The sequence below is a fragment of the Clavibacter sp. MX14-G9D genome (genome assembly GCF_032917815.1).
Lineage (GTDB): Bacteria > Actinomycetota > Actinomycetes > Actinomycetales > Microbacteriaceae > Clavibacter > Clavibacter michiganensis_K.
Window position 1 is genome coordinate 1 of record NZ_JAVCVL010000012.1, and the last position, 13,151, is coordinate 13,151.

General features: G+C 72.1%; 12 protein-coding genes. 11 read left to right on the plus strand and 1 reads right to left on the minus strand.

Annotated elements, in window-relative coordinates; translation table 11 throughout:
- From Q6969_RS02560 to rplL, 11 genes are all read left to right on the plus strand, one after another.
- The coding region (locus Q6969_RS02560) for a DUF2520 domain-containing protein (RefSeq protein ID WP_317229033.1) at window positions 1-734 on the plus strand (734 nt) is incomplete at its 5' end.
- A 42-nt stretch (window positions 735-776) separates the two neighbouring features.
- On the plus strand, window positions 777-1,655 hold the full coding sequence (gene panC / locus Q6969_RS02565; RefSeq protein WP_317229034.1) for a pantoate--beta-alanine ligase: 879 nt from the start codon (window positions 777-779) through the stop codon (window positions 1,653-1,655).
- 113 nt (window positions 1,656-1,768) lie between these two features.
- Window positions 1,769-3,310 (plus strand): lysine--tRNA ligase, encoded by a 1,542-nt coding sequence (gene lysS / locus Q6969_RS02570; RefSeq protein ID WP_317229035.1) that lies wholly within the window; start codon window positions 1,769-1,771, stop codon window positions 3,308-3,310.
- 6 nt (window positions 3,311-3,316) lie between these two features.
- Window positions 3,317-3,442, plus strand: a complete 126-nt coding sequence (locus tag Q6969_RS02575; RefSeq protein ID WP_258070436.1) for a hypothetical protein — start codon at window positions 3,317-3,319, stop codon at window positions 3,440-3,442.
- Window positions 3,443-3,463: 21 nt separating this feature from the next.
- Window positions 3,464-3,646: a hypothetical protein gene (locus Q6969_RS02580; protein WP_104291435.1), complete on the plus strand. Its 183-nt coding sequence runs from the start codon at window positions 3,464-3,466 to the stop codon at window positions 3,644-3,646.
- A 192-nt stretch (window positions 3,647-3,838) separates the two neighbouring features.
- The gene (locus Q6969_RS02585) at window positions 3,839-6,349 is read left to right on the plus strand and encodes an ATP-dependent Clp protease ATP-binding subunit (RefSeq protein WP_094115255.1); all 2,511 of its coding nucleotides are present in this window, start codon (window positions 3,839-3,841) and stop codon (window positions 6,347-6,349) included.
- Between the two features lie 157 nt (window positions 6,350-6,506).
- Window positions 6,507-7,394: an NAD(P)-dependent oxidoreductase gene (locus tag Q6969_RS02590; RefSeq protein ID WP_094115256.1), complete on the plus strand. Its 888-nt coding sequence runs from the start codon at window positions 6,507-6,509 to the stop codon at window positions 7,392-7,394.
- Between the two features lie 10 nt (window positions 7,395-7,404).
- A complete protein-coding gene (locus tag Q6969_RS02595) occupies window positions 7,405-8,382 on the plus strand; it encodes an aldo/keto reductase (RefSeq protein ID WP_317229036.1) in 978 nt (325 codons plus the stop codon).
- A gap of 112 nt (window positions 8,383-8,494) precedes the next feature.
- Window positions 8,495-10,039, plus strand: coding sequence for an MFS transporter (locus tag Q6969_RS02600; RefSeq protein ID WP_317229037.1), 1,545 nt, complete (start codon window positions 8,495-8,497; stop codon window positions 10,037-10,039).
- 277 nt (window positions 10,040-10,316) lie between these two features.
- Window positions 10,317-10,832, plus strand: a complete 516-nt coding sequence (rplJ, locus tag Q6969_RS02605) for a 50S ribosomal protein L10 (protein WP_087196496.1) — start codon at window positions 10,317-10,319, stop codon at window positions 10,830-10,832.
- A gap of 75 nt (window positions 10,833-10,907) precedes the next feature.
- The gene (gene rplL / locus Q6969_RS02610) at window positions 10,908-11,291 is read left to right on the plus strand and encodes a 50S ribosomal protein L7/L12 (RefSeq protein WP_012037546.1); all 384 of its coding nucleotides are present in this window, start codon (window positions 10,908-10,910) and stop codon (window positions 11,289-11,291) included.
- Window positions 11,292-11,405: 114 nt separating this feature from the next.
- Here rplL and Q6969_RS02615 read toward each other — a convergent pair whose 3' ends face one another.
- A complete protein-coding gene (locus Q6969_RS02615; RefSeq protein WP_317229038.1) occupies window positions 11,406-13,028 on the minus strand; it encodes a LuxR C-terminal-related transcriptional regulator in 1,623 nt (540 codons plus the stop codon).
- Window positions 13,029-13,151 lie beyond the last annotated feature (123 nt).

Sequence of the window (13,151 nt, forward strand, 5' to 3'; positions counted from 1 at the left end):
GCCTCGGCGTCGGCATCGTCGGCGCCGGCCGCGTCGGCCCGGTGCTCGGCGCGGCGCTCGCGGGCGCGGGTCACGCGATCACCGGCATCTCGGCCGTGTCGGCGGCGAGCCGGGAGCGCGCCGACTCGATGCTCCCCGGCGTCCCCGTCCTCGCGATCCCGGAGCTCATCGAGCGCAGCGAGCTCGTCGTCCTCGCCGTCCCGGACGCCGAGCTGCCGGGGCTCGTCGCGGGCCTCGCGGCCACGGGCGCGTGGCAGGCCGGCCAACTGGTCGTGCACACGTCGGCCGCGCACGGCATCCAGGTGCTCGCGCCCGCGTTCGGCGCAGGCATCATCCCCCTCGCGATCCACCCGGCCATGTCGTTCACCGGCACGAGCATGGACCTCGGCCGCATGGCGGAGAGCTGGTTCGCCGTCACCGCCCCCGCGCCCGTGCTCCCCATCGCGCAGGTGCTCGTGGTGGAGATGGGCGGCGAGCCCGTCGTCGTGGAGGAGCGCGACCGCGCGGCGTACGCCGAGGCCATCGCGACGGCCACGACGTTCTCCACGGCCATCGTCGACCAGGCGGCGGGCCTCCTTGCCGGCATCGGCGTCGAGGAGCCCGGGCGCATGCTCGGCCCGCTGATCCGCTCCGCCGTGGACGACGCCCTCCGCCGCTCCTCCCCGTCGGGCGGCGCGCGCCTCACCACGCGCGACGTGCCGCCGCCGGCGGACGAGGGCGGCGCGCCGCACTAACCTGGCGTGTCCGCGTCCCGAGCACCCGAGGAGCCCGAAGGCATGTCGAACCCCGCGCCCGCCGTCGTCACCGGCATCGCCGAGCTGCGCGCCCGCATCCGCGACCACCGTTCCGCGCGCGCCGCCGCCGACGAGGCGTCGACCGTCGTGCTCGTGCCCACCATGGGCGCGCTGCACGAGGGGCACCTGGCGCACGCCCGCCGTGCCCGCGAGCTCGGCTCGCTGGTCGTCGTCTCGGTGTTCGTCAACCCGCTCCAGTTCGGCGCCGGCGAGGACCTCGACGCCTACCCCCGCACGCTCGACGCCGACGTCGCCGCCCTCGCGGAGACCGGGGTCGACCTCGTCTTCGCCCCGTCGGCCGCCGAGATGTACCCGGACGGCCCCGCCCGCATCCGCGTCACCGGCGGCTCCGTCGCGCTCACGCTCGAGGGGCGCTCCCGCCCGGGCCACTTCGACGGCATGCTCACGGTCGTGGCGAAGCTGCTGCACATCGTGGCGCCCGACGTCGCCACGTTCGGCCGGAAGGACGCGCAGCAGCTGCACCTCGTCCGCCGCATGGTGCACGACCTCGACCTGCCGGTCCGCATCGAGGACCTGGAGACCGTCCGCGAGCCCGACGGACTCGCCCTCTCCAGCCGCAACCGCTACCTCGACGACCGGGAGCGCCGCGCCGCGCGGGTCCTCCCCGCGGCCCTCGAGGCCGCCCAGAGCGCCGGGTCCCGCGGCATCGACGCCGTCATCGCGGCGGCGCAGTCGGTGGTCATGGGCGAGCCCGCCGTGTCCCTCGACTACTTCCAGGTGGTGGATCCGACCACCTTCGAGACCGTGGACGACGGCTTCCGCGGCGTCGCGCTCGCCGTCATCGCCGCCCGCGTCGGCAGCACGCGCCTCATCGACAACGAGACCGTCGTCATCGCCTGAGCGAGGTCGGGCGACCGCCCGCGCCGCCGTGCCCGGGCCCCGCCGGCACCTGCGAGAATCGAGGAGGCCGACCGGCCGCCCGCCCCCCCTGACCCGCGAGGATCCGTCCGCACATGACCGACACCCCCGGAACGCCCGCGACGCCCGCGACCCCCACGGCCACGGCCCCCGAGGGGTCCGCCGAGGACATCGCCGAGCAGAAGGCCGTGCGCCTCGCGAAGCGCGACCGCCTCAACGCCGAGGGCGGCCTCGGCGGCGGCGCGTACCCCGTGCAGGTCCCGGTGACCACGACCATCCCGGCCGTCCGCGCGGAGTTCGGGGACCTGGCGCCGGGCGAGGAGACCGACCGCGTGGTCGGCATCGCGGGGCGCGTCGTCCACTACCGCAACACCGGCAAGCTCTGCTTCGCCACGCTCCAGGCGGGCGACGGCACGCGCATCCAGGCCATGATCTCGCTCGCCGAGGTCGGCGAGGACGCGCTCGCGGCATGGAAGGACCTCGTCGACCTAGGCGACCACGTCTTCGTCGCGGGCCGGGTCATCGCCAGCCGCAAGGGCGAGCTGTCCGTCATGGCCGCCGAGTGGCGCATCGCCAGCAAGGCGCTCCTGCCCCTGCCGAACCTGCACTCCGAGCTCTCCGACGAGACCCGCGTCCGCAGCCGCTACCTCGACCTCATCGTGCGCGACCAGGCCCGGAGGAACGTCCTCGACCGGGCACGGGTGAACGCGTCCATGCGCGAGACCTTCCGCCTCCGCGGCTACGTCGAGGTCGAGACGCCCATGCTCCAGGTCATGCACGGCGGCGCCTCCGCGCGCCCGTTCGTCACGCACTCCAACGCGTTCGACACGGAGATGTACCTCCGCATCGCGCCGGAGCTGTACCTGAAGCGCGCGGTGGTCGGCGGCATCGACCGCGTCTTCGAGATCAACCGCAACTTCCGGAACGAGGGCGCCGACTCAACGCACAGCCCCGAGTTCGCGATGCTCGAGGCCTACGAGGCGTACGGCGACTACACCTCCATCGCCGAGCTCACGCAGACGCTCGTGCAGGACGCCGCCATGGCCGTCGCCGGGAGCCACGTCGTCACGTGGGCCGACGGCACGGAGTACGACCTCGGCGGCGAGTGGGACCGCATCTCCATGTACGGCTCGCTGAGCGCGGCGGCCGGCGTCGAGATCACGCCCGCCACCACCGTCGAGGAGCTGCAGGCCATCGCCGACCGCGAGGGCGTCGTCGTGCCGTTGAGCACGCACGGGAAGCTCGTCGAGGAGCTCTGGGAGCACTTCGTGAAGGGCGGCCTCGAACGCCCGACCTTCGTGCTCGACTTCCCCGTGGAGACCTCCCCCCTCACGCGCGCGCACCGCTCCATCGAGGGCGTCGTCGAGAAGTGGGACCTCTACATCCGCGGCTTCGAGCTGGCCACCGGCTACTCCGAGCTGGTCGATCCGGTCGTGCAGCGCGAGCGCTTCCTCGACCAGGCCCGCCAGTCGGCGCGGGGCGACGACGAGGCGATGCCGCTCGACGAGGAGTTCCTCCGCGCGCTCGAGCACGGCATGCCGCCGTCGGGCGGCATGGGCATGGGGGTCGACCGGCTCCTCATGGCCATCACCGGCCTCGGCATCCGCGAGACCATCCTGTTCCCCCTAGTGAAGTAGGCGACCATGCCCCTCGGACCGAACGGCACCGACCCCAAGAAGCCCACCACCGCGCGCTACGCGCTCTGGATCATCGTCGGCGGCATCGCCGTCGTCATGATCGGCCAGGGCGTCTACGGCATCCTCACGTAGAGCACGGCGTATCCTCCTCACATGGATGCTTTCTGGGCGAGCGCGATCTGGTCGCTCCTCCCCACCCTCGGCGTGGGCCTGATCTTCTGGTTCATCATGCGCGCGGTCATCCAGGCCGACAAGCAGGAGCGGAAGGCGTACGCGGCCATCGAGGCCAAGGAGCGCGCCCGCATGGGCGTGCCCGCGCCCGACGCCGACCGCTAGCCCGCCCGCAGCCCCGCACCCGCGCCGGAAGCCGGCCCGCGCCTGCCCGGCGGAGCCCTGCCGGACCGACTGCCGCACCGCCCGCCGCATCGCGTCACGCCCACGGCGAACAGGGGCATGCACTGCCGGGACCCGTCGTTACTCTCTACATATCGGCACCGGCCCCCTGCCCCGGTGCCCAGGGAGATACAGATGTTCGAGAGATTCACCGACCGCGCTCGTCGCGTCGTCGTCCTGGCCCAAGAAGAGGCCAAGATGCTCAACCACAACTACATCGGGACCGAGCACATCCTGCTCGGCCTCATCCACGAGGGCGAAGGCGTGGCCGCCAAGGCCCTGGAGTCGCTCGGCATCTCCCTCGATGCCGTCCGCGAACAGGTCCAGGACATCATCGGCCAGGGCCAGCAGCAGCCCACGGGTCACATCCCGTTCACGCCGCGCGCGAAGAAGGTCCTGGAGCTGTCGCTCCGCGAGGCCCTCCAGCTCGGCCACAACTACATCGGCACCGAGCACATCCTCCTCGGCCTCATCCGCGAGGGCGAGGGCGTCGCCGCCCAGGTGCTCGTCAAGCTCGGCGCCGACCTCAACCGCGTGCGCCAGCAGGTCATCCAGCTCCTGTCCGGCTACCAGGGCAAGGAGGCGGTCGCCGTCGGCGGCGAGACCCAGCAGAGCGCGCAGGCGGGCAGCACGGTCCTCGACCAGTTCGGGCGCAACCTCACGCAGGCCGCGCGCGACGGCAAGCTCGACCCCGTCATCGGGCGCGAGAAGGAGATCGAGCGCGTGATGCAGATCCTGTCGCGCCGCTCCAAGAACAACCCCGTCCTCATCGGCGAGCCCGGCGTCGGCAAGACCGCCGTCGTCGAGGGCCTGGCGCAGGCCATCGTCAAGGGCGACGTCCCGGAGACGCTGAAGGACAAGCAGCTCTACACGCTCGACCTCGGCTCGCTCATCGCCGGGTCCCGCTACCGCGGCGACTTCGAGGAGCGCCTGAAGAAGGTCACCAAGGAGATCCGCACCCGCGGCGACATCATCACCTTCATCGACGAGATCCACACCCTCGTCGGCGCGGGTGCCGCCGAGGGCGCGATCGACGCGGCCAGCATCCTCAAGCCGCTCCTCGCGCGCGGCGAGCTGCAGACCATCGGCGCCACGACGCTCGACGAGTACCGCAAGCACTTCGAGAAGGACGCGGCCCTCGAGCGCCGCTTCCAGCCGATCCAGGTGCAGGAGCCCTCGCTGCCGCACACGATCAACATCCTCAAGGGCCTGCGCGACAAGTACGAGGCGTTCCACAAGGTGTCCATCACCGACGGCGCCATCGTCTCGGCCGCCAACCTCGCGGACCGCTACATCGCCGACCGGTTCCTGCCGGACAAGGCCATCGACCTGATCGACGAGGCCGGCGCGCGCCTGCGCCTCTCGATCCTGTCGGCGCCGCCGGAGCTGCGCGAGTTCGACGAGCGCATCTCCACGGTCCGCGTGGCCAAGGAGACCGCCATCGAGGACCAGGACTTCGAGAAGGCCGCGAGCCTGCGCGACGAGGAGAAGAACCTCCTCGGCGAGCGCCTCCGCCTCGAGAAGCAGTGGCGCTCGGGCGACGTCCGCACCACCGCCGAGGTCGACGAGGGCCTGATCGCGGAGGTCCTGGCCCAGGCCACGGGCATCCCGGTGTTCAAGCTGACGGAGGAGGAGTCCTCGCGGCTCGTCTTCATGGAGAAGGCGCTGCACCAGCGGGTCATCGGCCAGGAGGAGGCCATCTCGGCGCTCTCCAAGACCATCCGCCGCACCCGCGCGGGCCTCAAGGACCCGCGTCGTCCCTCGGGATCGTTCATCTTCGCCGGCCCCACGGGCGTCGGCAAGACCGAGCTCGCGAAGGCCCTGGCGGAGTTCCTGTTCGACGACGAGGACGCCCTCATCTCGCTCGACATGAGCGAGTACGGCGAGAAGCACACCGTGAGCCGCCTCTTCGGCGCCCCTCCCGGGTTCGTGGGCTTCGAGGAGGGCGGCCAGCTCACCGAGAAGGTGCGCCGCAAGCCGTTCTCCGTGGTGCTGTTCGACGAGATCGAGAAGGCCCACCCGGACATCTTCAACTCGCTCCTCCAGATCCTGGAGGAGGGGCGCCTGACGGATGGCCAGGGTCGCGTCGTCGACTTCAAGAACACGGTCATCATCATGACCACCAACCTCGGCACCAAGGACATCACGGGTGCCCCGGTCGGGTTCCAGGTCGAGAACAACGCCGCGAACTCGTACGAGCGCATGAAGGGCAAGGTCAGCGAGGAGCTGAAGAAGAACTTCAAGCCCGAGTTCCTCAACCGCGTGGACGACACCATCGTGTTCCCGCAGCTGTCGAAGCCCGAGCTGCTCCAGATCGTCGACCTGTTCGTGAAGCGCCTGTCGGACCGCATGATGGACCGCGACCTGACGATCACGCTCGAGACCGCCGCGAAGGAGCGCCTCATCGAGGTCGGCTTCGACCCGTCGCTCGGTGCCCGGCCGCTCCGCCGCGCCGTGCAGCACGAGATCGAGGACCGGCTGTCGGAGCGCATCCTGCAGGGCGAGCTCAACGCGGGCGACCACGTGCACGTGGACTACGTGGACGGGCAGTTCACGTTCCTCACCACGCAGCGCGAGGGCCTGCCGGTCGCGGCCGGCATCGGCACGGGGCCGAGCACCCCGGACCTCGCCATCACCAGCGACTAGTCACCGGCTCCGCACCGACGGCCCGTCGTCCCCGAGAGGGGGCGGCGGGCCGTCGCCGTGTCCGGGCATCCGCCGAGCGGCGCCCGGCTGTCGCGTCCGTCCGCCGCGGGGCAGGATGGACGGGGGCGGAACCGCCCCACGAAGGAGATGCTCGCTGATGAGAATTGCCGTCACCGGAGGCTCGGGGAAGCTCGGCCGCCACGTCGTGGCCGACCTGCGCGCCCACGGACACGAAGTCACCAACATCGACCAGGTCGGGGAGCGCGGATCCGGCTACGTCCGCGTCGACACCACCGACTACGGCCAGGTCGTCGACGCCGTGTTCGGCGTCCAGGACCTGCACGACGGGTTCGACGCGATCGTGCACCTCGCCGCGATCCCGGCCCCCGCGATCCTGAGCGACGTGGCCACCTTCCACAACAACATGCTCACGAGCTTCAACGTGTTCCAGGCCGCGCGCCGGGCGGGCATCACGAAGATCGTCTACGCGTCGAGCGAGACCGTGCTCGGCCTGCCGTTCGACGTGCCGCCGCCGTACCTCCCCGTGGACGAGGAGTACCCGGCGCAGCCGAACAGCACCTACTCGCTGGTGAAGCACCTCGAGGAGCAGATGGCCATCGAGCTCTGCCGCTGGGATCCGGAGCTGCAGGTCACGGCGCTGCGGTTCTCGAACGTCATGGACGTCGACGACTACGACGCGTTCCCCGGCTACGACGCCGACGCGCTCGCGCGGAAGTGGAACCTGTGGGGCTACATCGACGGCCGCGACGGCGCGCAGGCGGTCCGCAAGGCGCTCGAGCACGACGGCCGCGGCTTCGACCGTTTCATCGTCGCCAACGCCGACACGGTGATGAGCCGCTCGAGCGCCGAGCTCGCCGCGGAGGTGTTCCCGGGCGTCGAGGTCACCCGGGAGCTGGGGGAGCACGAGACCCTGCTGTCCATCGACAAGGCGCGCCGGATCCTCGGCTACGAGCCCGAGCACACCTGGCGCGACCACGCGCCGGCCGAGACGGGCGACGACCCGGTCGCCGGTCACCCGTCGTGAGGGCCGCGTCATGAGGTACGTCCGCCTCGGCAGCACGGGCACCGAGGTCTCGGCCCTGGCCCTCGGCTGCATGAGCTACGGCGAGCCGACGCGGGGCGGCCACGCGTGGACGCTCCCGGAGGAGGACTCGCTCCCGCTGATCCGCCGTGCGGTGGAGCTCGGCATCACCTTCTTCGACACCGCGAACGTGTACTCCGACGGGTCGAGCGAGGAGATCACGGGCCGGGCCCTGAAGGAGCTCACGCGGCGCGAGGAGGTGGTCATCGCCACCAAGGTGCACGGCGCCATGGGGGAGGGGCCGAACTCGCGCGGGCTGTCGCGGAAGCACATCATGTGGCAGATCGACGAGAGCCTCCGGCGCCTCGGGACCGACTACGTGGACCTCTACCAGATCCACCGGTTCGACCCCGCGACCCCGCTGGAGGAGACGCTCGAGGCGCTCGACGACCTCGTGCGCGCCGGCAAGGTGCGCTACCTCGGCGCCTCCTCGATGGACGCGTGGCGCTTCTCGAAGGCGCTGCACCTCCAGCGGGCGAACGGCTGGGCGCGCTTCGTCACCATGCAGGACCACTACAACCTCGTGAACCGGGAGGAGGAGCGCGAGATGCTGCCCCTCTGCGAGGACGAGGGCGTCGGATCGCTGCCGTGGAGCCCGCTCGCGCGCGGGCGGCTCACGCGCGACTGGGACGCGACGACCGACCGGAGCGCGACGGACGAGTTCGGCAAGACGCTCTACTCGGCCCAGGAGGACTCGGACCGCCGGGTCGCCGCGGCCGTCGCGGAGGTGGCCGAGGCGCGCGGGATCCCGCGGGCGCAGGTGGCGCTCGCGTGGGTGTCGCGGAACCCCGTCGTCACCGCGCCCATCGTGGGCGGCACGAGGGTGTCGCACATCGAGGACGCGGTCGCATCCCTCGACCTCGAGCTCACGGACGACGAGGTCGCCCGGCTCGAGGAGCACTACGTGCCGCACGCGGTCGTCGGGTACTGAGCGGCGTCCGGACGGCCCCCGCGGGGTCGTCCGGACGCCCTCCCGCACCCCTGGGCGCCGAGCGCATGCGCGAGTAGCGTCGCCGTCACACCACGACGGCGAGGGGATCGACATGACCGGCGACGGGCTCTCCACCATCCGCACCGACATCCCGGCCCGGATGGACCGCCTGCCGTGGGCGCGCTGGCACTGGCTCATCGTGGTGGGGCTCGGCACCGTCTGGATCCTCGACGGGCTCGAGGTCACCATCATCGGCGCGATCGGCAGCCGCCTCACCGACCCCGAGGCGGGCCTCGGCCTGTCGCCGTCGGACATCGGCCTCGCCGCGGCGATCTACGTCGCGGGCGCGTGCGCCGGCTCGCTCGTCTTCGGCTACCTCACCGACCGCTTCGGCCGGAAGAGGCTGTTCATCGCGACGCTCGGCCTGTACCTGCTCGCCACCGTCGCCACGGCGTTCTCGTTCAACCCCGTCTTCTTCTTCGTCTGCCGCTTCCTCACGGGCGCGGGCATCGGGGGCGAGTACGCGGCCATCAACTCCGCCATCGACGAGCTGATCCCCGCCCGGCGCCGCGGCATGGTCGACCTCGCCATCAACGGCTCGTACTGGCTGGGCGCGGCCTTCGGTGCGGTCATCTCCGTGCTGCTGCTGAACGAGTCCTTCCTCGCCGCCGACGTCGGCTGGCGCGTGGCCTTCGGCCTGGGCGCCGTCCTCGGCGTCGTGATCCTCCTGGTGCGCCGGAACGTGCCCGAGTCGCCGCGCTGGATGTTCATCCACGGGAAGGACGAGGAGGCGGAGCGCCTCGTGGGGGAGATCGAGACGACCATCGAGGAGGAGACCGGCTCCCGGCTCCCGGCGACGGACCCCGACGAGGACCTCCTCGAGATCCGCCAGCGCCGCAGCATCGGCTTCGGCGAGATCGCCCGGGTGGCGGTCACGCGCTACCCGAAGCGGTTCGTGCTGGGCCTGTCGCTGTTCACCGGGCAGGCGTTCCTCTACAACGCGGTCTTCTTCACCTACTCGCTCGTGCTCAGCCAGCTCCTCGACGTGCCGGACGACGTGGTGCCGTGGGCGCTCGTGCCCATCGCGCTCGGCAACTTCGCCGGGCCGCTGACCCTCGGGCGCCTGTTCGACAGCATCGGCCGGAAGGTCATGATCTCGATCTCCTACATCGGCTCCGGGGTGCTCCTCGTCGTGACGGCGCTGCTCTTCCGGGCGGAGGTGCTCGATCCCGTCTCCCTCACCGCCTGCTGGGTCGTCGTGTTCTTCCTCGCGTCGTGCGGAGCGAGCGCGGCGTACCTGACCGTGAGCGAGATCTTCCCCATGGAGACGCGCGCCATGGCGATCGCCTTCTTCTACGCGCTGGGCACGGGCCTCGGCGGGATCGTCGGCCCGCTGCTGTTCGGCCGGCTCGTGGAGGACAGCATCGGTGCCGTCGCGAACGGCTACCTGATCGGCGCGGGGCTGATGATCGGCGCGGGTCTCGTCGAGGTATTCCTCGGCGTGGAGGCGGCCGGCCGGTCGCTCGAGGACATCGCGGCGCCGCTCAGCTCCACGGAGGGGGCGTCCGCCGGTGGCGACACGGCCGGGGACCGCTCCGCGGCGGACGGTGCGGCGGGCGGAGCGACGGGCGACGAGCGGGGATCCGGTCGCGGCTGAGCCGACTTGCGCGGCGCCCGCCGAGCCCCTACTCTGAACGGAGCCACAGACCGCTGGTCGTCGGCGTGCTCCCGTGAGGGGATGCGTCGGACGAAGGTTCACTCAGGTGAAGGCCCGCGCAGGTGATCGAAGCACGATGCAGCGCATGCCCCGAGGGCCTGCGCGACACTCCCGCTCCGGCCTCCTGTGCCGGAGCGTTTCTCATGTGTGCAGCCGGGGGCTGCCAGCACCTCGCACCGCTTCCGCGGTGTCGGGGAACCACGTGATAAGGAGTGCCATGGCGAACAAGGAAGCCTCGGTCGCCGAGCTCGCGGACAAGTTCCGCAGCTCGAACGCCGTACTGCTCACCGAGTACCGCGGTCTCACCGTTGCCCAGCTCAAGCAGCTGCGGAAGAGCATCAGTGCAGACGCGACCTACGCCGTGGTGAAGAACACGCTGACCAAGATCGCGGCGAACCAGGCGGGGATCTCGTCGTTCGACGACGAGCTCGTCGGCCCGTCCGCGATCGCGTTCGTGCACGGCGACACCGTCGCCGTCGCGAAGGCGCTGCGCACCTTCACCAAGGCCAACCCTCTTCTCGTCGTGAAGGGCGGTTACTTCGACGGCAACCCCCTGACGGCGGACGAGGTGAACAAGCTCGCCGACCTCGAGTCGCGGGAGGTGCTGCTGGGCAAGCTCGCCGGCGCCTTCAAGGCCTCGCTCTTCGGCGCGGCGTACCTGTTCAACGCACCGCTCTCGCAGGCCGTACGCACCGTCGAGGCGCTGCGCGAGAAGCAGGAATCGGCTCAGTAGCACCCCTCGGGTCCCGTTCCCGGGGCGCGATGCACTGAACCCACGAGACACCACACCAACCCAAGGAGATACATCATGGCAAAGCTCTCTAACGACGAGCTCATCGAGGCCTTCAAGGAGCTCACGCTCATCGAGCTCAGCGACTTCGTCAAGAAGTTCGAGGAGGTCTTCGAGGTCACCGCCGCGGCCCCCGTCGCCGCTGCCGCCGCCCCCGGCGCCGCTGCCCCCGCCGAGGAGGTCGAGGAGAAGACCGCGTTCGACGTCATCCTCGAGGCTGCCGGCGACAAGAAGATCCAGGTCATCAAGGAGGTGCGCGCCCTCACGAGCCTCGGTCTCGGTGAGGCGAAGGCCCTCGTCGACGGAGCCCCCAAGGCCGTCCTGGAGGGCGCCAACAAGGAGGCCGCCGACAAGGCCAAGGCCCAGCTCGAGGCCGCGGGCGCGACGGTCACCGTCAAGTAGCTCGCACCACCCCACAGCGCTCAGGGCGCCGATCCCCCCGGGGGTCGGCGCCCTGCGTCGTCCCCGGGGCCGGCGCCGGTGGGCCCGGGGCGCCGGTCGGCCCGAGGGGCCGGGTCAGGCGGAGGTGTCCGGGCGGAGGTCGTGGCCGAGCGCACGGGCCCGCTCGACGGCCTCCGCGCGGCTGGATGCCTCGAGCTTCCGGTACACGCTCCGCACGTGCGACTTCACCGTGTTGGGGGAGATGAAGAGCCGGCCCGCGATCTGCGCGACGGTCAGCCCGTCGGCGAGGCACGCGACGATCACGCGCTCGCGCTCGCTCAGCGGGTCGATGCGCACCGCCGCCGCGGGCCCGCGGTCGGCTCGCATGCCCTCGAGCATCCGTCGCACCTCCGGGAGCTGGTCGCGGTCCAGCGCACGCTCGAGCAGGGCGGCGGAGGCGGCGGCGGGGAAGACCGCGAACGGCCGGAGGATCCCCGTCGAGGTGGCGAGGCGGGCCGCCTGGTCGTAGGCGTGGTCGCCGCGGGCCGGGTCGCCCAGGCCGCTGTGGGCGGCCGCGACCACGAGCAGCACGTCGCCGAGGGTCCGGCCCGAGTGGGCGTCGCCGAGCTCCAGGCAGTCCGCCATCTCCGTGAGGGCGCCCTGGTGGTCGTCCGCGAGCACCCGCAGGCGGCCTGCGACCATGGCCGGGCACGTCGAGTGGCGCTCGGTCGGCGTCAGGGTGCGCACCAGGTCCCAGGCCGCCGCCGTCTGGCCGAGGTGCGCCAGCAGCGAGGCGCGCAGGGAGTCGCGCATGACCGGCAGCGGCCCCTGCTCCGGCCAGGCCGTGCCGAGGTCGTGGAGGCGTCGGAGGTGGTCGAGCGCGTCGAGCCGGAGGCCGTGGATCGCGGCGACCGTCGCCTCCGCGTACAGCCCGAGGAGCTCCCAATCCGTGCCGGTGCACGCCGGCCGGAGGTCGTCGAGGAGGGCGAGCGCGTCCTCGCGACGCGTCTCGTCCACCGCGAGGAGCGTCGCCGCGATCTCGGCGGGCGCGCGGAACCCGCTGCGCGCGAGCGCGGGACCCGCCTCCTCGTCGACCAGGAGGGCCCGCGCGCGGTCGACCAGGTCGCGCGCCTCCGCGATCTCGCCCAGGCAGTAGGCGACGTAGGCGAGCGCGCCGCGGCACTCGAGCCGGTCCGTGATCACGAGGTGGCGCGCGGCGAGCGCCTCGGCGGTGCGCAGCTCGTCCCGTGCGGCCGTGAAGGCGCCGAGGTGGACGAGCACGAGGCCGTGCTGGAGCGCGACGGCGGCCTGCAGCGAGATGCGGGTGCCGAGCGGCAGGCCCCGCTCCGTGTCGAGGATCCGGCGCGCCTCGCGGAGCGACGCGCGCGCCTCGTCGAGACGGCCCACCCGGCGGTCGCCCGCGGCGCGGTGCGCGAGCACCCCGGCGCGCACGATCGGGGGCGGCGGCGGGTCCTCGGTGAGCAGGAGGTCGACGGCGGAGCGGTAGGGGAGGATCGCGCGGCGGTCGGTCTCGGACGTGCCGCGGTAGGTGGCGGCGATGCCCGCGACCAGCCATGCGTCGTGCTCCCACGCCGACGGCGCGATGCGGTCGTAGAGCTCCCGGACGCGATGCGGGTGCAGGTCGACGTGCCGTGGCCATGACGTGGCCATGGCGCGCGCGGCCGCCGCGTCGTCCCCTCGGGCGAGCGCCTCGTCGACGGCGCGCTCCAGCGCCTCGACGGTCGTGGTCTCGGCCATGGCGGCTCCTGCGGGCGGTGGCCGGAGCGGATCCGGCCCTAGGGGTCTCACGCTAGGTCCCCGACGGGCGCGTCGCGGCCGCGGACGCCATCCGGTGTCCCGGGACGGACCCCCAGCTCGGGG